Origin of the sequence: Bifidobacterium sp. ESL0790 (assembly GCF_029395435.1) — a bacterium.
Classification (GTDB): Bacteria; Actinomycetota; Actinomycetes; order Actinomycetales; family Bifidobacteriaceae; genus Bifidobacterium.
Genome location: NZ_CP113915.1, coordinates 2,102,578 through 2,129,327, shown reverse-complemented (window position 1 = coordinate 2,129,327; position 26,750 = coordinate 2,102,578). Strand labels below are relative to the sequence as shown.

The following is a 26,750-nucleotide window of genomic DNA, read 5'->3' as shown; positions in this document are numbered from 1 at the left end:
TTGGGAAAATATGCTTGCTGAGACATAAAGCTTGGCCTACCGGCCTGGAGGGTGTCGAAGCGAGTATATTTTCCCAAACCACAGCGTCAGGTGGCTTTGCACAGTAGATAAGGATTCGGGAAGATGCTCGAGGAATTTGTGGGGGCGCTGCCGGGGATGTTGGCGCCGGCGCTGCTCGTGATGACGCTGAGCGTGCTGCTTGGCGTTGGCGAGGGGCGCGATATGCCGGTGAGCCGGCGGTGGCGGCTGTATGGGCTGCTCGTCGGCATCGGCGCGGCGCTCGTGTTCACCGTGCTGCGCGTGCTGGTCATCGTCGACCGCCGCTCTGGGGTCAATCTGCCGGTGCTTATCGGCTGCGTGGCGTGTGATGTGCTGCTGCTCGTGGTGATGGCATGCTCCAAACAACTGGTGCGTGACTGGCATGAGCATCCGGTTCGCCTGCATGTCGCCAACGCGATTGCGGCGGTGGGCATCGCGCTCACCACGTTCTTCGCCTCGCAGGACGTCTTCATGCGCCTGACGAGTTTTGTGGAGACCGGCGAATCCGCGTTCACCTCCAAGATGCTGCTGCGCGCGCTCGGCTTCGCGCTGGGCATCGGCACGGCGGTCATCGTCGCGGCCATCTTCCGAACCATGCGCACCACCGCGGTGCGTACCAGCTTCCTCGCCGCCTCGATGCTGATGCTGCTTGTGTTGCTGGTCCGCCACGTGACGCAGCTCTGCTCGCTCTTGATGTCCATGATGTTTGTCGAATTCGACGGCACCGCGTTCAACCTGCTGATTCTCGCGGCGAACAACGATATGAAGCTGGTCATCGCCTCGGTGCTGGTCTTCATCATCCCTGTCGTCGCCTCGATTGTGGCCGGATTCCGCAAGCCGCTCGCCGGGCCGAACGACGCCGTGGTCCGCGAGCATAAGGCGTTCCGGCGTCGTGCGAAGGCGGCGGGCGTGTGGAGTCTCATCGCCATGATCGTGGTCACCATCGCGCTGACCGCGGGCGTCGCCAAGGTGCACGAGCAACCGACGCTTTCGCCGCCGGAAGGGTATTCGCAGCACAATGGCATCGCGACCATCGCCTTCAACAAGGTGGACGACGGCCATCTGCACCGCTTCCAATACAAGGCCAAGGACGGCACGGTGATGCGCTTCATCATCATCAAGAAGAACGGCGGTTCCTTCGGCGTGGGCCTCGACGCGTGCATGACCTGCGGCGACGCGGGCTACTACGAGAAGGACGGCAAGATCATCTGCAAGCGCTGCGAGGTGGAGATGAACGTGGCCACCATCGGCTTCAAGGGTGGCTGCAACCCGATACCGTTCCCCTACGAGGCCTCGCACGGCAAGATCACCATCCACACCTCCGACCTCGACGCGCTGTCGAGCCACTTCAAGGAATAAGGAATAGAGGCAAGCAATGTTCCTGTTACGAATGGTGTTCCGCTCGTTCTCGCGGCAGCTCAAGCGGCGGCTGCTCATCGCGGTGACCGTGTGCCTGTCGGCCACGATCTGCGTGGCGATGCTCGGCGTCGTCTTCGACGTGGGTGACAAGCTCAACGCCGAGCTCTCGACGTACGGTTCCAACATCGTGGTGCGGCCCAAGGCCGACGCGGTGGTCTCCGACCTTTACAACACCGCCGACGCGGGCAATGGCGCGGACACGAGTGACCCGACCTCGTTCCTCAAGGAATCGGATGTGCCCAATATCAAGACCACGTTCTGGGCGTTCAACATCACCGATTTCGCGCCGCAGCTCAATGTCAGCGCCACGATCGACGGGCGCAGCGTGCCGGTGACGGGCACGTGGTTCGACAAAAAAGTGCCGCTTGCCACCGGGCAGAGCGTGACCGCCGGAGTCAAGGGCATGCGTTCGTGGTGGAAGGTCGACGGCGCGTGGGCCAAGGACGGTTCCGGGGCTTCGGGCACCGGCAAGGTTTCGGCCGCTGCTGATGGCGCTAATGCTGCCGGCAAGTCCGGTGGAAATAATAGCGACGAGCAGGCTCAGTCGTCAGATAAATCGGCTGGAACCATGGATATGAACATGGACATGAGCGCCAGCGGCGATACTGCGGGTAAATCGGCTGATATGGGCGCGATGCCTAGTATGACCGCCGGCAATTCCCAAGGCGCTCAAAGTTCCCAAAGCTCGCCCGCTAAGAGCCCCGTGGTGCAAGGCATGATGGGCAAGGATCTGGCGAACGCGACCCACACCAAGGTCGGCCAGGCCGTCACGCTTTCCAAGGCCACGGCCGATGGCCAGCACCGCACCCAGCGCGTGCGCATCGTCGGCATCTACGACTCCGGCGACAATGACGCCAACGGCCTCTACATCCCCTCGTGGTCGGCACAACGACTTTCCGACCTGCCGGATTCCATCGACAAGATCGAGGTCAAGGCGCTCACCACGCCCGAGAACGACCTGGCGCGCAAGGCCGAGAAGGACCCCGCCGCGCTGAGCCAGGAGGAGTGGGAGACTTGGTATTGCACCGCTTATCCCTCGTCGATCGCCTACCAGATCGAGGAGGTGATGCCCGACGCGGTCGCCAAGCAGGTGCGGCAGGTGGCGGCGCTGCAGGGTGACGTGCTGCGCAAGACGCAGGCCGTGATGATTCTGATGACCGCGCTGAGCCTCATCGCCGCCGCCATCGCCGTGGCCAATCTCATGGCCGCCTCGATTGGTGAGCGCGGGTCGGAACTGGCGCTGCTCAAGGCCATCGGGGCCACGGACGGCGCGGTCTCGCGGTTGATGCTCACCGAGACGGCGGTCATCTCGCTGATTGGCGGGCTCGTCGGCGCGGGGCTTGGCTCGCTGCTCGCGCAGGTCATCGGGCATGTGGTCTTCGGCTCGGGCGTGGTGATGCGGCCGATGGTGTTCGTGCTGGTGTTCGTGCTGCTGGCCGTGACCATACTGATCGCCTCGTTCTCCTCGATTCGCTCGATCCTGCACCTGCGTCCGGCGGAGGTGCTCCATGGTCGCTGATCGATATGGATATGAGAGTGTGCGCGCAGGTGGGAATGCCTGTGCTGGGCGGAGCGCTTCTGGCGCTTGGAATTCCGCCATTGTCAGAGCGATGAACGTTGAAAGGGGGACGGTATGAGTGAGATGAAACGCGACGAGTCCCGTGGGGAATCCGGGAATGGTATCAAAGGTTCCGGTTCCGGCGCTGGCTCCAACTCTGCTGCCGCTGGCAGTGCCTCGGATAGCGTGGCCGTCGAACGGCCGATGACCAACCGACGCATGTTCTTCCGTATGCTTTTCAGCGCGGTGTTCCGCCGGCGCTCGCGGGCGATGATGGCCGTGGTCGCCTCGCTGGTGGGCGCGGCGACGCTCTTCTGCCTGGCCGCGATTTGCGTGGCGGTGCCGCAGCAGATGAACGAGGAGATGCGGGCGTACGGTGCCAATCTCATCGTCACCCCGACACAACGGACCGTGGGCGGGGAAACCGTAGACGGTTCTGAAAGCGCGAGCGGTACTAAAAATGGCGTGAGTGGTTCTAATAGCGCTTTGAACGGTTCAGATAACGCCGTGAACGATACGGAGGCCACGGACGCCGCAAGTTCGGGATTCAGCAAGCAGACCATCTCGACGCTCGACAAGACCGTGGCGGCTACGGGGGCTGAACATTCGGCGGCATACCGCTACGAGAACACGCGCATCAACTCGCTGCCGTTTGTGGTGGCGGGCATCGATCCGCACGACGTGAAGGCGCTCAACCACCATTGGAGCGTCGAAGGCAAGTGGCCGTCGGCCAGCGGCGTGCTGCTCGGCCGGGACGCGGCCAGCAAACTCGACGCCAAAATCGGCTCGGTCATCACCATCAAATACAGCCCCGGCAAGAGTCCGGTCGCTTCGGCCGAAAGCGGTTCAGGCTCCGGTTCTAGCTCTGGGTCCGGTTCGGAAAGCGGTTCCGGGTCTCAGAGTTCTGAGTGGCAGGGTGGCGGTTCTTCCGATTCGTCCAGCGGCAATTCCTCTGGGCATGACATGTCGAATATGAAGGGCATGAAGATGTCGGACTCGGCCCATGGCACCTCCGCAAACAACATGTCCGACGCAACGGTCAAAGACAAACTGGGCAACGCGTTGGGGGCAATCGCCGACCGCGCCAAGGAACCCGATATGCCTGGCATGAATATGCAGGGCGGTATGCAGGATATGCAGGGCATGCGCCATGGGCGTCAGTCCGCATATCGTGTCGGGCCGCAGGTTGGTGAAGACAACGGACCCAATGGTGTCGTCCTTAACGACGGCGTCAGCTATTCCGATGGCTCTGGTCAGGCCGATATCGTTCTCCGCACTGACGTTGACGCAGATGCTGGCATCGCTCAGCGCGACGCTTCCGCATCCGGTTCCGTCGCGCTCGCCGAATGGAAGCCCACCGCTCCCAACGCGGGCGGTATGGAGTTCCGCGTGGATGGCATCGTCGACACTGGCGGCAGCGAGGATGACATGGTCTACGCCAACACCTCCGACGTCAGCAAGCTCACCGGTTTCAACCGCGGCGCCGACGTGGTGGAGTTCTCCGTCGACGCCTCGGACGCCGGATTGGGCACTCTCGCGAACCGCATCAACAAGGCGACGGCGCTCAACGCCAAGGCGCAGAAGGTCACCAAGATCACCACGTCCAACGTGCGCATCATCACCATGCTGCAGACGCTTTTCTGGATTGTGACCGTGGTCGTGCTGGTGCTGACGCTCGTCGGCGTGGGCACCACGATCTCGTCCATCGTCTCGCAGCGGCGCAACGAGATCGGCCTGCGCAAGGCCCTCGGCGCCTCCTCGCGCGACATCGCGGTGGAGTTCACCGTGGAGGCCGCGCTCTATGGCCTGCTCGGCGGCTTGCTCGGCACGGCCATCGGCTACCTGCTCGCCCGCGCACTCAGCGCTTCGGTGTTCGGCCAGACGCTCTCGCTCAACTGGCCGCTTGCGCTTGGCTCGGTGGTCGTCAGCATGCTGGTCGCGGTGCTGGCCTCGCTGCCGCCGGTGCGCAACGCTGTGCGCATCGACCCTGCCATCGTGCTCCAGGAGGAGTGACGAAATTCCTGCGGAAATAAACGTAACGCTGCAAAACGTATTGAAAGGAGTGGCTATGCTGCTCGAACTTGATCATATTTCGAAGATCTACGGTGACCTGCACGCCGTGGACGACCTCAGCCTCACCGTTCCGGCGGGGCAGTGGCTCGCGGTCGTCGGCTCGTCCGGCTCCGGCAAGACCACACTGATGAACATCATCGGCTGCATGGATTCGCCATCCAAGGGTTCGGTGACGCTCGAGGGCCGTGAGCTCAACGATCTGAACGCCACCCAGCTGGCCGATGTGCGCAAGAACGTCATCGGTCTGGTGTTCCAGAAGTTTTACCTCGTGCCGCATCTGACGGCCGTCGAAAACGTGATGGTGGCGCAGTACTACCATTCCGTGGTTGACGAGAAAGAGGCGCTCGAAGCCCTCGACCACGTGGGTTTGAAGGACCGCGCGAAGCATCTGCCGAGCGAGCTTTCCGGCGGCGAGCAGCAGCGCGTCTGCATCGCCCGCGCGCTCATCAACCACCCCAAGCTGATTCTGGCCGACGAGCCCACCGGCAACCTGGACGAGAAGAACGAGAAGATTGTGCTCGACCTTTTCCGCGAGCTGCACGAGCAGGGCACGACCATCATCGTGGTGACGCATGATGCGTTGGTCGCCTCGTGCGCGCAGCGTGAGATCATGCTGAACCACGGCGTGCTGGTTGGCGAGCAATGGAACGACGACAAGGCCCGGGAAGCCTACGAAGCGATGGGCGGCAAACCCGCCTCCACCGGCGCCCAGGTCGAAGGCGCGCAAACCGGCGACACCCCCATCTCCTTCGCCAACCCCACCAAGGCCGCAAAGGTCGGTAAATAAAACCGTCTGAAACCATATTCAGCCGACCGCGCCATCGAAATGCAGCTCCGAAGCCGCGGTTGACGTTAAGCTTCTTCGATCACAGCTCCGGTCGATTACGGATGGTTTTGAGATTCCGCTGACGTATGCGTGCGGCGGCCGCGTCAGATGAGCTTGGTGCGGGCGAGCTGGGCGGTGAACCACTTGTTGAATTTCGAGGGTTTTGGCATGATGAGGCCGATGACGAGCATCACCAGGGCGTAGACGAGCACGATGCCCATCTGGATCCAGAAGTCGCCTTGGTAGATGCCCGCGATGGCCGCGCGCATCGCCTGGATCGAGTGGGTGGCGGGCAGCAGCGGGTTGACCATGCGGATGAAGCCTGGCAGCACCTGCAGCGGATAGGTGCCCGAGGAACCCGAGATCTGCATGACCAGCACGATGACCGTGAGCGCCTTGCCGATGGTGCCGAAACAGGCGACCAGCGTGTAGATGACGAAGGCGTAGACCAGCCCGGAGACCCAGCCCGAGAGCATGAAGAGCAGCGGGTGCACCACGTGGACGCGCAGGAAGAGCAGGGTGCCCAGGCAGGAGAACGTGCTCTGCAACAGCGAGATGAGCGCGAAAACGCCGAATCGGCCGAGGAAGAGCTCGTTGGGCTTGGGCTCCTCGAACCTGCGCCCCGCCTGATCGATGGGGATGCTTTCGGTCTTTTCACCCGCGGAGGTTGAGGCTGCGGAGGCCGCGGAGGCTGCGGAAACCGGGGAGCCCCCGGCCGTCGAGGAAATCGTTGAAGGGATATCCACGGTGTCCACAAGATCCGAGGCGTCCGTTGCGTAGGCGCTGTCAGTAGTGATATCGCCTGACGGTTCGCCGGCATCTCCTATTGGTTTGAGTTCGGTGGTCTCTGACGTCGCCTCAGCACTTGCGTTGCCGTCGCCGTCGTTACGCCGCTTGTGAGTCCAGCGCCACCCGGCCTTCGCCTCGCCGAGCCTGCGCCGTGTTTCACGTGAAACATCGGTTTTGATGACCAGCGCCATCAGCAGCGAGCCCACCCACAGCGGGATGAACGTATAGAAAGGCGTGAGCGAGGTGCCGAAATTCTCCACCGGGAACACGGCGTTGCGGTGCAGCTGAACCGGCGCCGCCAGTGCCCCCGCGAGTTGGCTGGAGTCATCGGAAAGCAGCTTGCGCACCTTGGCCATGTCGTTGGTGTTGAGCGCCTCGGAGAGATCGTGGTTGAAGGCGGTCAGCCGCTTGCTCGCGCGCGAGAGCGAGTCTGCGGTGCCATCGAGGGTCTGCTTGGCGTTGCCGAGTTTGCCGCTGATCTTGCCGGCGCTGCTCCCGAGTGCCGAGACGCTGCCGTCGAGGGCGGAATTCGAGGTGTTGAGCGAGCTTGAGACACCCGAAAGCGACGAGGAAATCTGCGCGATATGCGGTTTCAGCGTCTGGTCGAGGCTGCCGTTGAGCCCGTCGATGGAGGCCTTGGCCTGGTTGGCGAGGCTGACGATCTGCTCGCGCTGGGCCTCGGCTGTGTTGGTCTGGCTGTCGAGTGAGTCGGCGGCGCTGTTGAGCGAGTCCCGCAGCTGCTTCTGTTGGGCGATGAGGGCGTCGAGCGTGTTGAGGATGTCGGTCATGCCAGGGGAGGAGCCTCCCGCCGCGGCCAACGAATCGCGGATGCTCTGGTACTGCGTCGCCTGGTCGTTGATGAGCCCGGCCTGTTTGCGCATGGTCTTCGAGACGTCGGCCGAGGAGCGTCCTGCGCTGGTGAACGCGTTGTCGATGTCGGTGGCGATGGCCCCGTTGCCCGCGCTGCTGGCCTTGAGCGCCTGCGAGAGCGTGGCCATGGCGGTGTCGAGCGCCGCCGAGACGTCACTTACGCTTTTGCTCGCTTGTTTGAGCTGTTGCACCGACTTGGATGCGTCACCTGATGTACTCTCAAGCAGCTTGTTGGAGCTTGCCAGCAGGGTTTGCGAGGAATCAAGCAGCCCGCTGTAGACCCCGACGTTGGTGGAGGCATCGTCCAGTTGTGCCGCGAGGTCCGCCACATTGCCATTGAAGGTGCCGATGCGTTGCTTCGCGTCCGACGAGTCAAGTTGCTTGGAGAGCCCGGAGGCCACGCCTAGCGCGGTGGTGGTGATGGTCTTGGCGAAGGTCTCGTTGACCTCCTTGCTGATCTCGTCGGCGCCCTGTCCGGTCACCTTCGAGGCCACCGCGTTCTTCTTCTCGTTGGTGTAGTAGGTGAGCGTCGCGTGCTTGGCGTCCTTGGAGAAGAACGTCATCATGTCGCGACTGAAATGCTTCGGGATGATGACGGCCGCGTAGTATTTGCCCGCCTTGGTACCTTCGATGGCCTGGTCTTCGGTGGTGAAGGTCCAGTCGAGCTGGCTGTTGGCGCGCAGCTGGCTGATCACCTGGTCGCCGAGCTTCATCTTGACGGGCATGAGGTCGCTGGAATAGCCCTCGTCCACGCTCGCCACGGCGAATTTGAGGTTCTTCGTGTTGCCGAACGGGTCCCAGCTCGCGGTCACGTTGAACCACGTGAAGAGCGCCGGGATGACGACCAGGCCGATGAGGATGATGATCGAGATGATGTTGCTGGTGATGCGGCGCACGTCGCCGGTGAAGAGTTTCCAGATGGTGCTCATCGCGCCTCACCTCCCTGCTCGCGTTGCGTTTCGGATTCCGTCTCGTGTTTCGTTTGTGGCTTGGTTTCGTGTTTCGCGCCGTCTGGGTTGGTTGATTCAGCTATGCCATTATCCAAGGCCATCGTGTCTGCGGTCTCGACCGCATCCGCCGCCGACTCGCTCGATTCGGCTTCGCCATATCCATCCAGACCACTGCCCGCAACCGTGGCTGGTGTCACCGGCTCAACCGTCGTCGTGGTCCCGTTGGCGACGCCGTGTCCGGCCGTGTCGCTGTGCGCCGAGGCTCCTGTGACTTTCGCTAGCCGGGCCAATCCCAACGTTCTCGTCGAAGCGCTGGCGGCGTTCGCAGCCGAATTGTGGCCGCTGGTTCCGTCAGAGGTCCGCTTCCATATGCCCCTCAATGGCCGATGATCTTCGTATAGCAACGTGCGCACGGCTTCGTCGTCCAGGTTGCCAAGCCGCACCTGCCGCGCGAGGCTGTCGCGTATCGCCTCCACCGCGACGAGGAAGATGATGGTGATGAGGAACCAGCTGAGCCATGCCGCCAGCGCTATCACGCGCGTGCCGTTGGTCAGCGAGAGGATGACCCCCATCACCAGCGGCACCGCGATGCCGAATACCAGCGTGCTACGCATGATCTTCGGGTAGAGCAGCGCGAACTTGTGGGCTCGCCGTTCGATTGCCATGCGGTATTCCGTCTTGTCGGCGAGCAGGCTCAGCACCTGCGTGACGCGGTATTGGCGTGGTTTGTGTATTGACGGCTCGTTGACGAAGATGTCGCTGGCCGCCAGCTCCCGGTCCACCAGCTGTCGCAGCGCGCCCATATGCGGCTGCACCACGAGGCCGAGGATGAAGAAGAGCACCGCGAAGATCATCAACTTGCCCATATTCACAAACCAATCGGCGTGATAGAAGCCTGCGATGGTCTCGCGCAGCGCGTTGATGGAATAGGTGAACGGGAAGTAGGGGTAGAGCGCGCGGAAGAATTTCGGCATCATCTCGATGGGGTACATACCCGACGATCCTGGAATCTGGATGATCACCAGCCCCACGCACAGCGCCTTGCCGACGTGCATGAACGAGGTGGAAAGCGAGTAGGTGATGCTCACGTAGACCACCGAGGCGAGCATGGCCGTGATGATGAAGACGGGCACGTTGTGGCATTGCACGCCGATCGCGAGCTCGCCCAGCACGGTGACGATCGCCTGAATCGAGGCGATGAGCGCGAAGAGGGTCCAGCGGCCCCAATAGCGCTGGCTTGGCGTCGGCTGGATTTTCACGCCTTTGACATCCTCAAGGTCATCGTCGTCCACGTCGAGTTTCATCAGCACCACGAGCATGAACGCGCCGACCCACAGCGTCAGGTTGGTGAACAGCGGCGCCATGCCGGAGCCGTAGGTCTTGACCGGGTAGACCACCTTGGTGTCGAGGACGGTGGGGGAGAGCATGAAATCCGCGATTTTCGTCGCGTCGAGCTTGCCGCTGCCGCCGATGGCCTTGCCCAGCGCGCCGGATTCGCTGCCCAGCGCGGACGAGCTGGAAAGCGCCAAAATGTCGGTGATGATGGTGCTCAAGTGGTTTTGCAGGTTGGCCAGGCCCTTGTCGGTGCCGCTCAGGGCCGTGGAGGCGGTGGCGCAGGCCTGATCGAGCTGGGTGAGCACCACGGAGGATTGGTTGACCAGCGACTGCTGCGAGGTGAGGTTGGCGCTGGATGTCGCCGCGAAGGTGGAGAGGCCGGTCAGCCCGTTGTTGAGCTGGGGCAGGGCGTTCGAGGCCAGTGATTTCCGGGCGTCGGCGGAGTTGGCGAGCGCGGTCTGGGTCGCCTTGTCGATGCCGTTGGCCGCCGAGACCGTGCTGGAGACGGTCGCGCCGAGGTTCGGGCTGGAGTTGAGGTCGCTGAGGGAGTCGATCGAGTCGGAGAGGCGCTGGTTCTGCTCGCGCAGGTTCGTGGCCGCGGCGGCGCTTCCCGGCGCGCCCGAGGCGTCGATTTGGTCGATGAGCCGGCTGGTGTCGTGGTTGATCTGCTTGGCCGTGGTGAGCGCCGAACCCACGTCGCCGTTGGCTTTCGTCAGGCCCGCGGCGATGGAGTTGATGGTGAGGTTGGCCTGCGAGCTGGCTTGGGAGAGCAGGCTCGAGCTTTGGTCGAGCGTGCCGCCCATCGAACCGGCGAAATCGCCCAGGGCCGCCTGGGTCTGCGTGATCGCGGTGGAGGTGTCGCCCAGCTGTTTGGCCGTTCTGGCCCCGCTCAGCTGGGTCTGTTGCAAGGTGCCGCGTGCGATCTTCGTCTTGTTGGGCACGTCGTTGAGCGCCGTGGTCAGCTCGTTGATGTCGGCGCGGATGTCGGCCACCGATTTCTGCGTCTTCCTCAGATCGCGTATGGTGTCGGCGGTGGCCGCGTTGGTTTTGGCGTCGATGTTCTCGCCGGTCTTGTTGACCACGCCCGAGATCACCTTGCTCACCGTGGCCACGAAGGTCTCGTTGACCTGGCTGTCGACCGTCGAGGCGCCGGTGTCGGTGATGCGGCTGGCCAGCGCGTTCGCCTTCTCATTGACGTAATATTCGAGTGTCGGCCGTTTGCTTTCGCCCTGCAGCACCCCGGCCGTGCGCGCGCTGAAATTCTTGGGAATGACGATCGCCGCGTAGCTCTCGCCCGATTCCACCCGCCTCATCGCCTCGTTTTCGTCGGCGAAATTCCAGCCCATCTGCTTGTTGCCTTTGAGCTGCTTGACGATCTGGTCGCCCATATTGAGCTTGCCGACGGGTTTCGCATTCGCGCCGCGGTCGTTGTTGACCACGGTGACCTGGATACCCTGTGTGTTGCCGTAGGGGTTCCAGAAGCCCGCGATGTTGAACCAGGCGTATAGCGGCGGGATGAAGACGAGGCCGAAAAGCACCACCCATGCCTCGGGCACGCGAAGCAAGCGCTTGATATCGCGCCGCACGATGGCCATCACGGTGTGCATGGATACTCCTTATGTTTGTTGACGTCGTAGGGTTTGGGGAATGTGGCCTGGTTTGGCTCGGCGCAGTCGGGTTTCTCTGGTTTCCCTCGCGCACGTTTATTGGTCATTTCCGAAGTATTACCCTATGTGATGCCCTGAATCTTATGTCCATGGCGCAATACGAAGGGATTGGCGTGGCGGCCTCAGCCGGGGCTGGTGACGTTCCGGCGTTTTCGAGACCTATATGCGCGGTATCGCTGAGTGCGCGACTGCTGAACCGATTACTGCGCGGCCAACGCGGTGTCGAGCAGCTGCCGGACCGCCGTGCTCAGCGTCATGATGTGGTGCTTCTTCATATAGGCCTTGAGCGCGTTCTTGCGGTCCTTGTCGAGCCGGACGCGGATGACCGTGTCGGCGCGCGTGGAGCCTACGGCCAGCGGTCGCCCGGGGTGGCGGATTCTGGCGTGCTTCAGCTGCTCGTCGGTGTAACCCCGCTCGGCCTCCTCGACGTCCTTGCGAAGCATTTCGGCCACATCTGGCGGGAAATCGTCGAAATCAAGGTACCCGTTTTTCATTGTTGCCCTCCTCGAAGGTATGGAACGTACTTCTTGCGCATCGGCATGGCGTGGATGATGGCTTTGCCGGGCGGCATATCATCCACAATTACTTCCAGCGGTCTGCCGACGGTGTCGAATCCCAGATACAGTTCTTTGCGAGGCTCTTCCCGCAGGGTCATGATGACGCGTGGGTGCCGGGCCACGTGGCACATGTCCTCTTTGCTGACCCCGTGTTTCATGGCGGAATTCAGCGGAAACAGTTTAATATTGTACCACATAATCCCTTCATCGGGTGGTGGCTCTCCCGCACCACCATAATTGCGTCTGGCAAACATCGTTTCCTTCCCCTTCGTTCGTTTTGCGGCATTTGTCGGCGTCCGTCGCGTCCGCCGGTGCGTTCAGCAAACCAAACGAATGAGGTCCTCGCAAACGCGATCGCTGAAAATGTGGATATGGGGATAACTCGCCACACGTAAGTGGGGTTGTGGATAACTTCGTCGTCCGAAAAGCGTTGTGGATAGCCGAGTCGACGGTCTAAGCGGACAGGAGATTTGTCCGTGACCGTCATGCAAGATAGCCTTATAACGTTGCGAAAAGTTATTCGTTTAGGCGCGACGGATGAATCGGATGAAGAAGAGGAGTGGGGCCATGACTGCTCCGAAAGCTGGCAATGCGAAGAAGATGAAAGTCAGAAAGCCGTCGGAAGGCTTGTCTGGATCTAACGACCTCGCCGAAACGGCCGCCACCACCGCCGAAACCGTGGCTCATTCCGCCAGCCGTGCCGCCGCCGAGGTCGGCGATGTGTCGCGCGACCTGGCCACCCGCGCGTCCAACCACGTCACCGTCATCGGCCGCATCTATGGCGTGCTGGTCCTGCTCGTGGGCCTGGTCGGCGTGCCATACGTTGGCTACGCGATCTTCGACGGCGTCCGTAAATTCCTCGCCGGCCGCCTCCACGTCGACGCGCTCGACCTCACCTTCCTGCTCACCTGCGCGCAGGCCGTCGTCTCGCTGGCCAACGCGGCGGCGCTCATCGTCTTCGGCGTCATGCTCCTGCGCGACATGCGCAGGCACGCGGCGCGCTGGGCCTACGGGCTGATGGCCGTCACGGTGGCCCAGGGCATGCTCTCGCTGGCGTTGCAGGGTATCGGCCTTGGCGTCGGGATCTCCGTGGTGCAGATCGCGATTCTGGTGGCGCTCGCCATCGCCCTCGACCCGGCGCTTCTCGGCGAGCGAGCCGTGCAGCGCAAGCTCAAGCGCATGGACGAGCACGACGAATACATCGAGGCCAAGGGCGCGGGCATGCTCGGGCGCGATCCCAGCGGCAAAGGCTACGTCCAGCTCAATGTCTTCAACGTGTTCTGGCTGTTCGTGGTCGGCTGCGTCGGCGGCCTGATTGTCGAGGAGATCTACCATCTCATCTTCTTCAACGAATGGCAGGACCGCGCGGGGCTGATGTGGGGCCCGTTCTCGCCGATCTACGGCTTTGGCGTGGTCATCCTCACTATGTTCCTGAACCGGCTCTGGCATGCCAACGCGGGGCTGATTTTCCTCGCCAGCGCGGTGATCGGCGGTGTGTTCGAGGCGTTCGTCAGCTGGTTCATGCAGGTCGCGTTCGGCATCATCGCATGGAATTATTCGAATGACTGGCTGCCGCTTTTCGGCGGGCGGACCAGCGGCAAATACATGATTTTCTGGGGGCTCGCGGGCTTGTTCTGGGTGCGCGAGCTATTGCCGTGGCTGCTCAAGTTCATCAACCTGATCCCGTGGAAGTGGCGTTACGCGCTCACCGCCATGGCGCTCGTGCTCATGCTCGTCGACATCGTCGTCACCCTGATGGCGCTCGACTGCTGGTACGGCCGTATCGCCGGCCTTCCGCAGACCTCGCCCGTCGCTCAATTCTTCGGCGAGCATTTCGGCAACTCGGTGATGCAGCGCCGTTTCCAGACCATGAGCATCAATCCCCAGTGGTCCGGCCGCGGCTGAGCACCCCGCCGCTATTGCCGTGAATACGGCTACATAACGCGGAAGCCGGGCCCCATGAAACACAGGGAATCCGGCTCCACTTCCTTGCCCCCTCAGGGGTAGGCGATACTTATATAATATATGAATTCATATATAAAGTAAAATCATTCGTCGAGCTGAATATTCGTGTAATCGATGTTTTTGATGCCACAGATTTCACTGGGAACATCGCTTTTGAAAGCATCTTTGGAGCCTAGGCTACCTAAGACCTGGTCAGGAACCCACAACCTCGCGTCCTTCTGTCCGGCGTCGAAATCGAAACGCAGTCTTGAAATGAATTTTCTTTGACGGAGTGACTGAACGAATAATATTTCTCGATTGTCCTGTTTTCTCGAACGTGCCTCCATGACGACGCGTGAAACGTTGTATTTCTGTTCAAGCAATGGCAGGAGAGTTTCGAAACATTTCCGTCGTATTCGTTCCGTGTTCCTGCTATTGCCCAATGGGCCGGCTGAGACGACTATGTGTTGCAGGTCAAAATCGTTTATAAGCTCGATGGAGCGTTTGCGTTCCTTTTGATTCATGTCGTACCAATGGGCTTTTGACCCCTTATCCAGATGCTTGGAATGAAAGCCTGCTCGGATTTCTTTTTCGTCCGAGTTGCAGATGCAGACGCCAAGTAGATATTTTGATGATTCAGTTCCTTGCCCTTGGATGCTTTCATCTCCCCAGGCGGTGCATCCATCGGGCATGGAACTTCCTTATCGTTAGAATAGCTATCTTATTTAATAAGAGTTTATCTAACGGGCTAGTCGTATAGGCCAGTCTCAGCTTGTGTAGCTTTGGATTCCTGGTGTTAGAAGTCCCAATCGTCATCGTCGGTTTCCTCGACCTTGTTGGCGGTGGTCGCGCCGGTTGAGGTCAGGGATGAGACGGCTGATACGCCCGCGGCTCCGGAATTTGACGTGGCGAAACCGGCGTTGGCAAGGGCGCTGGAGCCGACGCCGAACAGGCTGGAGGATTTGAACGCGGCGGTAACGGATTCCATATCGCTGAGCTCGTCGGTGACGGCCGGGTTCGGCTGGCTGATCTCGGCGGGGAAGAGGGCCGGGTAGCCCAGGTAGGAGAGGGCCTTGTTGGCGTTGAGGCTCAGGAATTTCTCGATGTCGTCGTCGAGGCCGAGGTCCGCGTACGGCAGCGTGTAGTTGTAGTCCTCCTCGGCGAAATACAGGTTGTTGGCCAGGTCGTAGGCATACTGGCGCATGGTTTCGCGGGTTGCGTCGTCGAGCCTCCCAAGCCCGCGCTGGTAGATGGTGCCAAGGTAGGCGCTGGAGGTCGCGATGTCGCGGTTGATCAGGCGGATGATGTCGGGGGTTTTTGTCATCATGCCGCGGCTCGAGAGCCACATCGGCAGGTAGAATCCGGACTCCACGACCAGCGATTCGGCCAGCACGGCTGCCGCCAGACGCTCGAGTGCTCCGAGGTCAGGGGCGGAGCTGGCGGTGGGGCTGTCTCTGCCGTTTGTGTCCACGGAATCGGGATTCGTCGCCTCTGGCACCGCGCTTTCCGTTGAGGAAGCGACATTTGCTGAATCGTTGCCATTGTTGGGTTCTTGGCTTGATTCGATGTCGCCGGAGTTCATGATGCCGGCCGGGCGAGGAGTGGCCGCGTAGACCTCGTTGAGCAGGCGCAGCTTCTCCTGCATGGAGTCATTGGAGCCTGCCCAAGTGAACGGGGACTGGGTGGAAGCGTTGCCATTATTGGCTTCGCTGCCGTTCGCGTTCTGGTCAATAGCGCCGAGCAGCGTCGAATACGCCTTGGTATGCATGGACTCCATGAACGCGATGGCGGTCAGCGCGGCCGGCTGCATACTCGATGCGAGGTCTGTTTGCGCAGCGTCGCTTTCGTTGGAGCTTTTGCCCTCACCGATATGTCGCTGCGCGTCTGCCGTCAACGCGCTAGTCGCCGCGGTCGCCTGCAGCGATTCGACGCTTGCCAATCCCGCGAAAATGCGGGCGAGCGCGGTCCGCTCGGTATCGCTCAGTCCGCGCATATCCTCGGCGTCATCGGCCAGTGAGATCTGCTCCGGCGTCCACAGGTTGGCCGTCATGGCGGCGAAGGCGTCGCGGTCGGTGTCGGCCGCCGCGCCCGCGAGGGTCCAGTTCATCGGGGTAAAAGTCATGAGAAATCCTTCGAATGCGAATATGCGGATGCTGCTTAAAGGATACCGACTCCCGCGCCCCGCTACGCCCACAGAAAGACCCGCCGTGTCCAAGGAATAACCGGTACCTTCCCATCTTTGCGGTACCGATTTTGTGGTTAAGTGGGCGCTTCGGGAGTTGAGTGGGTGTCTTACTGCCGATGCAGTGCCGGATTCCGTTCTATTGTGAGGCGTTTGCTCTCAGGAAGGCACCCACTTAACGTGCAAAGCACCCACTTGACGATTCTGGAGCTCTTTCGCGCCTTCGATTAGACAGTTTCTCGTATTTCAGCGGCCGGAGATGAGTTTCACCGCAATCAAAATCAAGCCCTACAGCACGGATCGGGTGTCGTTCTCATACGAATTGCGCCCCTGCCCGGTGGCCGCCGTGGTGCCACCGTCGACGGGCACCACCAGACCGGTGAGATATGCGGCGTCGTCCGAGGCCAGGAACAACGCGATGCCGGCGCAGTCCTCGGGCCGACCGGTGCGGCCGAGTGCGACCCGCTGAGTGTAGGGTGCCACGCGTTCGGGGTCGCTCCACACCTCCTTGTTGATGTCGGTCTCGATGAACCCGGGCGCGAAGGCGTTGACGCGCACGCCCTTGGCGCCGTAATCGAGCGCCACGCAACGCACGAAACCGTTCATAGCGTGCTTGGTGGAGTTGTAGGCCGTCTGCCCCCAGTCACCATAAAGCCCGGAAACGGAGGTGTCGACCACAATGTTGCCATGCGATTTGATGAGGTGCGGCAAGGCCTCCTTGGTGAGGTAGAAGAGCCCGTCGAGGTTGACCGAGAAGAGCTTGTGCCACACCTCGTCCGAGACATGCTCCACCTCGCCGCCCTCGAAGATGCCGGCGTTGGAGACCACCACGTCAAGATGCCCGAACTCGTCCACCACCGATTGCACAAGCTTCCGAACCTGCGCGTGGTCGGAGACGTCGGTGATATGCGTGTGGCCATTCGCGTAGCCTTGCACGGTCTCATCGAGAGGAGCCTGCCGCCGCCCCACAGCCACCACGGTCGCGCCGTTGTCGAGAAAGCCTTGCGTGATGGCCCGGCCGATGCCCGTCCCGCCGCCGGTGACGATGACGACTTTGCCATTGAAATCGTAAGTGTTATGGGTCATCGGAACTCCTTCGTTGGAATATAGATTATAATTTTCACAGATAACGCACAAGTCGGCAGATAGGAAATCAGGAATGGCGGAATATCGCCGATTCCAAAAACCTATCTGCCGACTTGTGCGTTTAGTATCAGAGCATGCAGCTGACGCAGCCCTCGACCTCGGTGCCCTCAAGCGCCTGCTGGCGGATGCGGATGTAATAGAGGGTCTTGATGCCCTTGCGCCAAGCATAGATCTGCGCCTTGTTGAGCTCACGTGTGGTGACGCCCGCGGGGAAGAAGAGGGTCAGCGAAAGGCCCTGATCGACGTGCTGGGTGGCCTCGGCGTAGGTGTCCACGATCTTCTTCCAGCCGATTTCGTAGGCGTCCTCGAAGTACTCGAGGTTGTCGTTGGTCATGTACGGCGCCGGATAGTAGACGCGGCCGACCTTGCCTTCCTTGCGGATCTCGATCTTTGAGGCGATCGGGTGAATCGAGGAGGTGGAGTGGTTGATGTAGGAGATCGAACCGGTCGGCGGCACGGCCTGCAGGTACTCGTTGTAGATGCCGTCCTTCAGGATCTCGTCGCGCAGCGCTTCCCAGTCGGAGACTGTGGGGATGCGGATGCCGAAGCGCTCGAAGAGGTCCTTGACCGTCTGGGTCTTGGGCTCGAGTGAGCGGCGGCCGTCGGTGTACTTGTCGAAGTAGTTGCCCTGGCCGGCGGCCTTGGCGTAATCGGACTTGTCGAAGGTCGCGAAGGCATGGCCGCGCTCGACGGCCAGCTTGTGGGAGGCCTTGTAGGCGTGGTAGGCCACGGTCATGAAGTACATGTCGGTGAAGTCCAGCGCCTCTTCGGAGCCATAATGCATGCGCTCGCGGGCAAGGAAGCCGTGCAGGTTCATCTGGCCGAGGCCGATGGAGTGGCCTTCTTCGTTGCCGCGCTTGATGGACGGCACGGAGTCGATGTGGGTCTGCTCGGAAACGGAAGTCAGGGCGCGGATCGCGGTCTCCACCGGATCGGCCAGGCCGCCGTCCATCGCCTTGGCGATGTTCAAGGAACCGAGGTTGCAGGAGATGTCCTTGCCCACGTGGTCGTAGCTGAGGTCGTCGTTGAAGGTCGAAGGCTCCTGCACCTGCAGAATCTCGGAGCAGAGGTTGGACATGGTCACGCGGCCGTCGATCGGGTTGGCGCGGTTGACGGTGTCCTCGAAGAGGATGTAGGGGTAGCCGGACTCGAACTGCACCTCGCCGAGGGTCATGAAGAACTCACGGGCGTCGATATAGGTCTTGTGGATGCGGTCGTCGTGGAGCATCTCGTCGTACTTTTCGGTGACGCTGATATCCGCGAACGGCTTGCCGTAGACGCGCTCGACATCGTAGGGGGAGAAGAGGGCCATCTTCTCCTTGCGCTTGGCGAGCTCGAAGGTGATGTCGGGAATGACGACGCCGAGCGACAGCGACTTGATTCGCGTCTTTTCGTCGGCATTCTCGCGCTTGGTGTCGAGGAATCGCAGGATATCGGGGTGGTGCGCATTGAGGTACACAGCGCCTGCGCCCTGACGTGCGCCGAGCTGGTTGGCGTAGGAGAAGGAGTCCTCGAGGAGCTTCATCACCGGCACGACGCCGCTGGACTGGTGCTCGATGTGCTTGATCGGGGCGCCCTGCTCACGCAGGTTGGTCAGCAGCAGGGCCACGCCGCCGCCGCGCTTGCTCAGCTGCAGGGCGGAGTTGATGCCGCGGGCGATGGACTCCATGTTGTCCTCGATGCGCACGAGGAAGCAGGAGACGGGCTCGCCGCGCTGTGCCTTGCCCAGGTTGAGGAAGGTCGGGGTCGCGGGCTGGAAGCGGCCGGAGAGGATTTCGTCGACGTACTTGACGGCGAGCTTCTCGTCGCCTGCCGCCAGCTCAAGTGCCACGGCGGCGCTGCGCTGCGGGAAGTCCTCGAGGTACTGCTTGCCGTCGAAGGTCTTCAGCGCGTAGGAGCGATAGAACTTGAAGGCGCCGAGGAAGGTCTCGAACTCGAAGCCGAAGTCCTCGACGTGCTTGTAGAAGGAATCCAGGAACTCGGGGGTGTACTGGTCGAAGACGGCCTTCTCGTAGTAGAGGTTGTCTTCCAGGTACTTGATGCGCTCGGCGGTGGAGCTGAACTTCATCGTGTTCTCGGCGACGTGGCCGTTGATATAGGCGCGCTCGGCCTCCTTGTCCTTGTCGAACTGGATCTTGCCGTCCTCGTCGTAGAGGTTGAGCATCGCGTTGAGCGAATGGTAGTCGTGCTCCGGGTCGAAACCGGTGTCTTCGACGGTGTTATCCATGCTCAGCGCTGTGTCGTTGAGAGCCATTTGTTGGTTCCTTTCAGGAATTTGCTGGTGATGATTAAAAGCCACACACCCAAAGCGGGGCATTTAAAATAGGAAGGGCGGAATTCCGCCGAACGGTTTTTAAATACCCCCTTTTGGGTGTGCGTAAGATTTATTCTTTGAGGAAGAAGTCCCTCACGCCCTCGCGCACCTGGCGCTGGTCGTCCGGCGTGCCCAAGAGTTCGAAATTATACATGAACGGGACGTGGCACTTCTTGGAAATGATGTCGCCTGCCGCACAAAACGCGGTGGCGAAGTTCCTGTTTCCCGAGGAAATGACGCCGCGGATGAAGCTGCGGTTTTTGTGCCCGTTCAGGAATTTGCGGATTTGCGGGAGCAACGCTTTCGCAATATTGCCGCCGCCGTAGGTCGGTACGATCAGGACGTAAGGTTCGCGCACCTGCAGTGGCGCCTCTTTCGGACGCAGCGGGATGCGATAGACGTTGATGCCCTCGTCGGGGAAGCCGCAGCTTTCGATGAAGCGTGCGGTGTTGTTGGAGACCGAGGAGAAGTAGACCACGGCGCCGATGTGCTCGCCTTGGGCTTTGGCCTCGGGTTCGCTGGGGGTCAAGCATTCGTCGTCGAAAGGTTGCGATTCGGCGGTTGTGTTGGCCTCGTTGGTTGTGCTGGGCGTGCTGGATATACCGGTCGCGCCGGTCGCGCCCGCCTTGCCTGCCGCAGCCGTTTGCCTATGGTCGGCCGGATTCGCCTGTGCCGCCTGCGACGCCGCCGATTCCGTGGTTCGCTGGGTTGTGTCCACGTTGGTGGCGTCATCAATTGCCGCGTCCGCCATCATCGCCTTCTCTCTAAGACTCGTTGGTTTGCTGTGATTATCGGGTTGCTTGACTTCATCGCGACGCGGTCACGCGAGAACCGTGCTGCCTTCCGCCTTGGCGGCGACGGCCTGCTCCGACGTGGAAGATGCCGCGAGCTGTTTGATCAGGTCGGGGCGGTAGCCGCTCCAGGAGGAGTCGGGGGTGATGACCACGGGTGCCTGGCGGAAGCCGGCCTCGGTGAGCTGCTCGAGCGTGGAGGGGTTTTCGGTCAAATCCACGGCCTCGAACGCGATGTTGGCGCGCTTGAGCTGGCGCTTGGTCGCCTCGCACTGCGGGCAACGTGGTTTGGTGAAAACGGTGACGGTCATCATAGCCTCCGAATCGATGTGTTTGATGTCTTCAGCTACCCAGACTACATGTGTGTAGTTCCAAACTGAACCCCAACTTCTAGTAGCGTGTCGTACTTTGAGGCACTAGATATAGTGGTTCGGCGTCAAAACGCAATAAGCGCAAGGGCTGCGCGGAAGTGCCTTTTTCGGGCCTGGATTCGCAGTGTGCGCTATGTCACAAACGGGCCTGTTTTTATCCCCACGGTCACCTTTGAAATGTGAATGGGGGTGGATAACTTGGTGGATTTTTCACGTCGGTTTGGCTGGTGAAATTGCGGTCGCGGAAGACGCTGTTTCGATGTATTTGTCATGCAAATTATGGTCGGCAAAATGAAGCCGGTACCAAAGCGAAGGTTTAGTTAAAACAGATAACTACCTATATATAAGAAATTACTTATCCTCGCGCAGCGTCTCGATGACGGCCCGCGTCGAGCGCTCGATCTCGTCGATGGTCGCGTCGCGCTTCTCCGCGGTCACGTTCTTGCCGCTGAGCAGGCGCATGCCGCTGGAGACGATGCCCTCGGTCAGCGAGATGCCCACCTTCGGGGCGCTGGGGGAGAGCTCGTTCCAGGCCCTTACGATTGGCGCGTTGACGCGCTGGTGGATGGTCAGCTGCTTGGGGTCGCTGGGCTGCTCGCCCTCGGACCGTGCCACGCCGCGTTTGGTGCAGAACGGGTCGTTGGCCGCCAGCTTGTCCCTTGTATCTTGTGTGTCTTGCGTGGTTTCGGGGGTTGGCGCTGCCCCTGAGTTGTCGACCGATGAAGTCTCCGCTCCCTCTTGGCTTGCGGAATCGTCTTGGCCGTCTTGACCGCTTTCGCCGTCTTCCCCGGCCCTGCCGTCTCCGCGCTGCCGCCAAAGCTCGCCGTTCTCGCTGTATTCCTCAGCGTCATCCAGTGGAATCCGCGTCATCCAATCGTGCCCCTGCGCCACGGCCTGCTCCAGATTCACGCGCACCCACGTCGTCACCACGTCGGCCGGGTCGCTGATGCCCTCGAGCGCCCGCTCCAGGGTCTCGATCCATTCGGGCATGTGCCGGTCCATGAGCTTGCGCCGCAGGTCGCGCATGTCGCGCACGTAGCGGTAGATCGAGTTGCGCGCGATGCCGGCCCCCTTGCTCACGGCCGCGGGGGTGAGCGCGTCGCTGCCTTGCTCGCGCATGATGGTCTCCGCCGAGTCGAGCAGGGCGTTCATGGTGCGTTTGCGATGCTCCTCGAGGTTCGCCTCGTTGATGCGTGGCATGTCGTCCCTTTCGTGGTCGTGCGCCGGCCGGTTGGCTTGCGGTCGTTGTTCATTATCCGCCGGCGCGACGTGTTGTCATGCAAATCACCGCGCCGATGGTGACATTGACTTGCGGATTCCATATTACCGACGTATAGTCGCACAAGGTTTGCGACAGCGTGTCGCAAAAATATACGTCCGCCGGATATTTGTCTGTCATTCACCGCGGATTCAAGATCGTCGTCAATAGATTAACCGGAAAGACCTTATGGCTATCAATCAGTCTTCACAATCCCAGCGGTCCACAGGCGGGCCCGCGACTTCGGGCGTCGCCGGAGCCCCGAACGCCCCTGTTGCCCCCGCCACTGTTCGCGCGGAGCCGAAACCACCGTGGGGCGCGCTGTGGGTGCTCGCCCTGGCGCTCGCCATGATCGTGCTCGACAGCTCCATCGTCAACGTCTCCATGCCCGTCATGATCCGCGAGATCGGCCTCAACCTGACCGATGCGCAATGGGTCACCTCGCTCTACAACATCATTCTCGCCGCGCTGCTGCTCCCCTTCGGCAAACTGGGCGACCTCAAGGGCCGCAAGGCCACGCTGCAGGTCGGCGTCGTCGTGTTCGTCGCAGGTTCCGCCCTCGCCGCCTCGTCCAACGGGGCCGCGCTGCTGCTCACCGCCCGTGCCGTGCAGGCCATCGGCGGCGCGCTGGTCATGCCCTCCACGCTCTCCATCGTCTCCGCCTCATTCCGCGGCAAGAACCGCGCCATCGCATTCGGCGTATGGGGCTCGGTGATGAGCGCGGCCGCCGCCGTCGGCCCGTTCCTGGGCGGCGTGTTCACCCAGACCATCGGTTGGCGCTGGATCTTCCTGGTCAACCTGCCGCTTGGCATCATCGTCTTCGTCGCCTCCATATTCCTCGTGCCGAAAACCGGCGGCAAGGCCGGAGCCTCGGCCATGGGCGGCGCGGCGCGCAAACTGGCCGCGCAAGACGCCTCGAAGTCTGAGGCGAAACCTCAGGGCTTCGACCCGCTGGGCATCGTTTTCTCAGCGCTCGCCTCGGCCTTCCTTATCTTCGGCCTGATCGAAGGCCAGACCTACGGCTGGCTCAAGCCCAAGGGCGACTTCGGTATCGGCGGCCTCAAGTGGGGCGCGACCTGGCCCGTCTCCGTCATCCCGATCTGCATCGTGCTGGGCATCGTCTTCTTCGTGATCTTCGTCCGCACCGAGAACAGCCGCATGCGCCACTCGCGCCCGGTGATGCTCGACCTCACGCTCTTCCGCATCCCCACCTTCGCGCTGGGCAATGTGGCCGCCGCCGCGATCCAGGCCGGCGAGTTCGCCATCATGTTCGTGTTGCCGCTCTACCTTATTAATGTGCGTGGCCTCGCGATGATTCCCACCGGCGCGCTGCTGGCCACCATGGGCCTCGGTGCCATCGTCTCGGGTGGTCTGGCGCGCCCCGTCACCGCGAAAATCGGCGCGCCCCACACCGTCCAGTTCGGCCTGATCGTTGAGATTGCGAGCGTCGTCATCCTGATGGTGATGATGCGTCCGGGCCTGTCGGCCGCGTGGATGCTCGTGCCGTTCGTCATGTACGGCGTCGGTCTCGGGTTCGCCGCCGCTCAGCTCACCAGCCTCGTGCTCTCCGAGGTGCCCGTGGCCCAGTCGGGAGAGGGCTCGGCCACCCAGTCCACCGTTCGTCAGCTCGGTACCGCCATCGGCGCGGCCGTCGCGGGCCTCATGCTTTCGATCATGGTCGGCCATATCGCTCCCGGCGCGTTGTCGGGCGTGCGCGGCCTGTCCTCGCAGGTGGCCGACGGTCTGACCAAGTCGCTTGACGCCTCGGCTGGCTCGGCCATCGTCGGCATCCGCGCCCAGGGAACCCACGGCAAGCTGGGGACGCTCGGCCCGCAGGTCGTCGACGCGATGTCGGCCTCCTTCACCCGCGCCGCCCAATGGACCCTCGTCGCCGCCATGGTCATGCTCGCCATCGGCCTCATCGCCTCCATCTGGGTCGCCCGCGCCGAAAAGCGCGACCGCGGCGAGTGAATCCTCAAGGTCCGCTCGCACTTAACCTATGGTTGCCGAACGATACCCTGCTGTTTTCAGTTAGTTACTTTTGGTAACCATGGTTAAGTGTGAGCGTCCCCTCGCTATAAAACCCTCCACAATCTCAACTCAAAGAAGTTTTGAGACTATTTAGATATTAACTGTCGCAAAGATGCGAAGTCTGGCAACCCCAGTGCATCCGTTAATCCTTTGATGTTGCTATTTATATGCTGACGGCAGATTTGTGCAATTTCGCCCAGCGATGATGTATTGGACACGTTCACAGTGCCATAAATATCGAAAATGTCGTACGAATTTACCTCTATTTCGTTGAAATTCCGCGATTATTACACAATCGTGATGAAAATGCCAAAATTGTGAACCTTGTCACGGATACGGCATTTCGCAGCAAAAAACGTTTCAAGTCGGCTTGCATCTGGGCACCGCGACCGATAGTGTGCAACGGAAAAGAAATTCAAGGCCGTCGTTTTACCCCGGGCCGGTGTCGTGTCAATGGCGATTCGTTCGCATTGCGCGACACCGGTCTTTTTATATCCCTGGAACGAAGAAACAACGTGACGGCGGCCAGCCAAACCCGTTATTGCAAAGGATTGCCATGTCAACCACTGCTATACAAGCAACGCCGGTCGCGCCGGCCACCGCGCGCGAACCGCGCAAAGCGCCCTCGAAGCGCGATGTCATGCTCGTCTTCATCGGCCTGATGGTCACGATGCTCATGTCGTCGCTGAGCCAGACCGTGCTCTCCACCGCCATGCCGACCATCGTCGGCGACCTTGGCGGCGTCGACCGCATGACCTGGGTCGTCACCGGCTACGCGCTGGCCATGACCGTTATGATGCCGGTCTACGGCCGCATCAGCGACATCTTCGGCCGCAAGCCACTTCTGCTCGTCGCCATCGCCCTGTTCATGAGCGGCTCGATCGTCGGCGCGCTCGCAGGCAGCATGAACCTCCTCGTCACCGCCCGCGTCATCCAGGGTCTCGGTGGCGGCGGCCTCATGATCCTCTCCCAGTCGGCCATCGCCGACGTGGTACCCGCCCGCGAACGCGGCAAGTACATGGGCGTCATGGGCGCCGTCTTCGCCGTCTCCTCCGTGGCCGGCCCGCTCATCGGCGGCTGGCTCACCTCCGGCCCGGGCTGGCGCTGGGCCTTCTGGATGAACATCCCGCTGAGCATCCTCGCCCTCGCCGCCGTCGCGATCTTCCTGCACCTGCCCAAGCCGAGCGCCGAGAACCGTGCCCACGTCGACTACTTCGGCATGGCCCTGATCGCCGCGATCACCGTCATCATCGTGCTGGTCTGCACTAACGCGAGCAAGCCCCACACCTGGAACTGGGCCGAGGTCATCGTCGCGCTCGCCGTGCTGATCGCCCTGTTCATCTTCGTCGAGCTCAAGGTCAAGGAGCCGGTCATGCCCATGACCCTCTTCCGCAACTCCAACTTCGACGTCGCCACCGTCGGCGCCCTGCTCATCGGCGTCGCCATGTTCGGCGTGCTGAGCTACCTGCCGACCTACATCCAGATGACCACCGGCGTCACCGCCACCCAGGCGGGTCTGCTGATGGTGCCGATGATGGCCTCCGTGCTCGTCACCTCCATCATCTCCGGCAACCTCGTCTCCAAAACTGGTAAGTACAAGGCCTACCCGATCGTCGGCACGGTGATCATGGCCATCGGCCTGGCGCTGACCTCCACCCTCAAGGCCGATTCGCCCGTCTGGATGCTCTGCGCCTACACGATGGTCTTCGGCATCGGCCTCGGCCTGGGCCAGCAGATCCTGACACTCATCGTCCAGGACGCCTTCCCCGCCTCCATCGTCGGCACCGCCACCGCCTCGTTCAACTACTTCAAGCAGGTCGGCGCCACCGTCGGCTCGGCCGTCGTCGGCAGCATCTTCACCTCCCGTCTGGGCGATTTCGTGCACAGCAACCTCGCCAGCGCGATGAAGCAGATGGCCGCCAGCGGCATGGCCGGCGACAAGGGCATGGACGCCATGATGGGCGCCGCCCACCTGAGCGCCAGCAGCCTCACCCCGAGCGGCGTCAACGCGCTGCCCGACATGCTGCGCACCCCGATCATCGACGCCTACAACAGCGCCCTGCTGCCCATCTTCATGTGGATGGTGCCGTTCATGATCCTCGCCGTGGTCGTCTTCTTCTTCGTGCGCCAGAAGGAGCTCTCCACCACCATCGAGTAGCGAGGTGCTCGCACTTTTGCTTGGTTGCGAGATTCGATTTCGCAAGATTCCGCCGATTCGTTATTGGTAACCAGGCTAAAGTGCGAGCGCACAATGTGATTGTCCCGTCGATTCCCTCTTGAGAGGTTATCGACGGGACAATTTGCGTAAGCCTGTGAAATCGTTGAGATTCCGCCCTGTCAAAGACTTTTGGCAGGGCTTTTTCATGCTCTGACTTGGAGTGTCCGTTAGCGACGCACACCCAAACGGGGGTATTTAAAATCAAAACGGCTGAAAATGGCCATTTATTTTTTAAATGGGCCTGTTTGGGTGTGTCAGTTTTCCGGTAATTCAAACTTGAGCCAAAAAGACTCAAGTTTTTTCTTCAAATTCGGGAATATAATTTGACAGTTCAAAGTTGAGTGAAGTAGGCTCAGGTTTTGGAACATCAATCAGGTGCGAACCTGGATGCGGGCCGCGAACGGGAATCGAA

Annotated in this window: 17 protein-coding genes and 2 pseudogenes; 8 read left to right on the top strand and 11 right to left on the bottom strand. The window is 61.4% G+C overall.

Annotated features, from left to right (window positions below; all coding sequences use genetic code 11):
- Positions 1-123: 123 nt before the first annotated feature.
- From OZY47_RS08115 to OZY47_RS08095, 5 genes and pseudogenes are all read left to right on the top strand, one after another.
- On the top strand, positions 124-1,398 hold the full coding sequence (locus OZY47_RS08115) for a Fe-S-containing protein (RefSeq protein ID WP_277177865.1): 1,275 nt from the start codon (positions 124-126) through the stop codon (positions 1,396-1,398).
- 16 nt (positions 1,399-1,414) lie between these two features.
- Complete coding sequence (locus OZY47_RS08110) at positions 1,415-2,977, top strand: FtsX-like permease family protein (RefSeq protein WP_277177864.1); 1,563 nt, start codon at positions 1,415-1,417, stop codon at positions 2,975-2,977.
- A gap of 243 nt (positions 2,978-3,220) precedes the next feature.
- Positions 3,221-3,415: pseudogene (locus OZY47_RS08105) on the top strand (ABC transporter permease); the annotation flags it as partial.
- 975 nt (positions 3,416-4,390) lie between these two features.
- Positions 4,391-5,029, top strand: a pseudogene (locus OZY47_RS08100) (FtsX-like permease family protein); the annotation flags it as partial.
- A gap of 55 nt (positions 5,030-5,084) precedes the next feature.
- Positions 5,085-5,876 (top strand): ABC transporter ATP-binding protein, encoded by a 792-nt coding sequence (locus tag OZY47_RS08095; RefSeq protein WP_277177862.1) that lies wholly within the window; start codon positions 5,085-5,087, stop codon positions 5,874-5,876.
- A 143-nt stretch (positions 5,877-6,019) separates the two neighbouring features.
- Here OZY47_RS08095 and OZY47_RS08090 read toward each other — a convergent pair whose 3' ends face one another.
- The 4 genes from OZY47_RS08090 to OZY47_RS08075 form a co-directional block, all read right to left on the bottom strand.
- Positions 6,020-8,503, bottom strand: a complete 2,484-nt coding sequence (locus tag OZY47_RS08090) for a YhgE/Pip domain-containing protein (protein WP_277177861.1) — start codon at positions 8,501-8,503, stop codon at positions 6,020-6,022.
- The gene (locus OZY47_RS08085; protein WP_277177860.1) at positions 8,500-11,466 is read right to left on the bottom strand and encodes a YhgE/Pip domain-containing protein; all 2,967 of its coding nucleotides are present in this window, start codon (positions 11,464-11,466) and stop codon (positions 8,500-8,502) included. Before OZY47_RS08085 ends, OZY47_RS08090 begins: the two co-directional genes overlap by 4 nt.
- Before the next feature lie 260 nt (positions 11,467-11,726).
- Entirely contained in the window at positions 11,727-12,020 is a 294-nt protein-coding gene (locus OZY47_RS08080; protein WP_277177859.1) for a hypothetical protein, read from the bottom strand.
- Complete coding sequence (locus tag OZY47_RS08075) at positions 12,017-12,337, bottom strand: toxin (protein WP_277177858.1); 321 nt, start codon at positions 12,335-12,337, stop codon at positions 12,017-12,019. Before OZY47_RS08075 ends, OZY47_RS08080 begins: the two co-directional genes overlap by 4 nt.
- 313 nt (positions 12,338-12,650) lie before the next feature.
- Here OZY47_RS08075 and OZY47_RS08070 point away from each other — a divergent pair, with 313 nt between their 5' ends.
- Positions 12,651-13,988: a putative ABC transporter permease gene (locus OZY47_RS08070; protein WP_277177857.1), complete on the top strand. Its 1,338-nt coding sequence runs from the start codon at positions 12,651-12,653 to the stop codon at positions 13,986-13,988.
- Between the two features lie 143 nt (positions 13,989-14,131).
- Here the strand turns inward: OZY47_RS08070 and OZY47_RS08065 are convergent, their stop codons facing one another.
- The 7 genes from OZY47_RS08065 to OZY47_RS08035 form a co-directional block, all read right to left on the bottom strand.
- Positions 14,132-14,719, bottom strand: coding sequence for a hypothetical protein (locus OZY47_RS08065; protein WP_277177855.1), 588 nt, complete (start codon positions 14,717-14,719; stop codon positions 14,132-14,134).
- A gap of 104 nt (positions 14,720-14,823) precedes the next feature.
- Positions 14,824-16,149, bottom strand: a complete 1,326-nt coding sequence (locus OZY47_RS08060) for a ribonucleotide-diphosphate reductase subunit beta (RefSeq protein WP_277177854.1) — start codon at positions 16,147-16,149, stop codon at positions 14,824-14,826.
- 348 nt (positions 16,150-16,497) lie between these two features.
- On the bottom strand, positions 16,498-17,295 hold the full coding sequence (locus OZY47_RS08055) for an SDR family oxidoreductase (protein ID WP_277177853.1): 798 nt from the start codon (positions 17,293-17,295) through the stop codon (positions 16,498-16,500).
- 127 nt (positions 17,296-17,422) lie between these two features.
- On the bottom strand, positions 17,423-19,582 hold the full coding sequence (gene nrdE, locus OZY47_RS08050; RefSeq protein WP_277179246.1) for a class 1b ribonucleoside-diphosphate reductase subunit alpha: 2,160 nt from the start codon (positions 19,580-19,582) through the stop codon (positions 17,423-17,425).
- Positions 19,583-19,739: 157 nt separating this feature from the next.
- Positions 19,740-20,198, bottom strand: a complete 459-nt coding sequence (gene nrdI / locus OZY47_RS08045; RefSeq protein WP_277179244.1) for a class Ib ribonucleoside-diphosphate reductase assembly flavoprotein NrdI — start codon at positions 20,196-20,198, stop codon at positions 19,740-19,742.
- A gap of 291 nt (positions 20,199-20,489) precedes the next feature.
- Entirely contained in the window at positions 20,490-20,771 is a 282-nt protein-coding gene (gene nrdH, locus OZY47_RS08040; protein ID WP_277179241.1) for a glutaredoxin-like protein NrdH, read from the bottom strand.
- Positions 20,772-21,182: 411 nt separating this feature from the next.
- A complete protein-coding gene (locus OZY47_RS08035) occupies positions 21,183-22,031 on the bottom strand; it encodes a TetR/AcrR family transcriptional regulator (RefSeq protein WP_277177852.1) in 849 nt (282 codons plus the stop codon).
- A gap of 247 nt (positions 22,032-22,278) precedes the next feature.
- Between OZY47_RS08035 and OZY47_RS08030 the strand changes: the two genes are divergently transcribed.
- Positions 22,279-24,060, top strand: a complete 1,782-nt coding sequence (locus tag OZY47_RS08030; protein WP_277177851.1) for an MFS transporter — start codon at positions 22,279-22,281, stop codon at positions 24,058-24,060.
- 616 nt (positions 24,061-24,676) lie between these two features.
- Entirely contained in the window at positions 24,677-26,278 is a 1,602-nt protein-coding gene (locus OZY47_RS08025; protein ID WP_277177849.1) for an MDR family MFS transporter, read from the top strand.
- The last annotated feature ends 472 nt before the right edge of the window (positions 26,279-26,750 follow it).

What these genes read in the sequence shown, in the direction of transcription:
- OZY47_RS08070 (WP_277177857.1), top strand. Translation starts at nt 12,651, where the DNA reads ATGACTGCTCCGAAAGCTGGCAATGCGAAGAAGATGAAAGTCAGAAAG.
- OZY47_RS08080 (WP_277177859.1), bottom strand. Translation starts at nt 12,020, where the DNA reads ATGAAAAACGGGTACCTTGATTTCGACGATTTCCCGCCAGATGTGGCC.
- OZY47_RS08075 (WP_277177858.1), bottom strand. Translation starts at nt 12,337, where the DNA reads ATGTTTGCCAGACGCAATTATGGTGGTGCGGGAGAGCCACCACCCGAT.
- OZY47_RS08065 (WP_277177855.1), bottom strand. Translation starts at nt 14,719, where the DNA reads ATGCCCGATGGATGCACCGCCTGGGGAGATGAAAGCATCCAAGGGCAA.
- nrdE (WP_277179246.1), bottom strand. Translation starts at nt 19,582, where the DNA reads ATGGATAACACCGTCGAAGACACCGGTTTCGACCCGGAGCACGACTAC.
- OZY47_RS08025 (WP_277177849.1), top strand. Translation starts at nt 24,677, where the DNA reads ATGTCAACCACTGCTATACAAGCAACGCCGGTCGCGCCGGCCACCGCG.
- OZY47_RS08035 (WP_277177852.1), bottom strand. Translation starts at nt 22,031, where the DNA reads ATGCCACGCATCAACGAGGCGAACCTCGAGGAGCATCGCAAACGCACC.
- OZY47_RS08085 (WP_277177860.1), bottom strand. Translation starts at nt 11,466, where the DNA reads ATGCACACCGTGATGGCCATCGTGCGGCGCGATATCAAGCGCTTGCTT.
- nrdH (WP_277179241.1), bottom strand. Translation starts at nt 20,771, where the DNA reads ATGACCGTCACCGTTTTCACCAAACCACGTTGCCCGCAGTGCGAGGCG.
- OZY47_RS08095 (WP_277177862.1), top strand. Translation starts at nt 5,085, where the DNA reads ATGCTGCTCGAACTTGATCATATTTCGAAGATCTACGGTGACCTGCAC.
- OZY47_RS08090 (WP_277177861.1), bottom strand. Translation starts at nt 8,503, where the DNA reads ATGAGCACCATCTGGAAACTCTTCACCGGCGACGTGCGCCGCATCACC.
- OZY47_RS08110 (WP_277177864.1), top strand. Translation starts at nt 1,415, where the DNA reads ATGTTCCTGTTACGAATGGTGTTCCGCTCGTTCTCGCGGCAGCTCAAG.
- OZY47_RS08060 (WP_277177854.1), bottom strand. Translation starts at nt 16,149, where the DNA reads ATGACTTTTACCCCGATGAACTGGACCCTCGCGGGCGCGGCGGCCGAC.
- OZY47_RS08055 (WP_277177853.1), bottom strand. Translation starts at nt 17,295, where the DNA reads ATGACCCATAACACTTACGATTTCAATGGCAAAGTCGTCATCGTCACC.
- OZY47_RS08115 (WP_277177865.1), top strand. Translation starts at nt 124, where the DNA reads ATGCTCGAGGAATTTGTGGGGGCGCTGCCGGGGATGTTGGCGCCGGCG.
- OZY47_RS08030 (WP_277177851.1), top strand. Translation starts at nt 22,279, where the DNA reads ATGGCTATCAATCAGTCTTCACAATCCCAGCGGTCCACAGGCGGGCCC.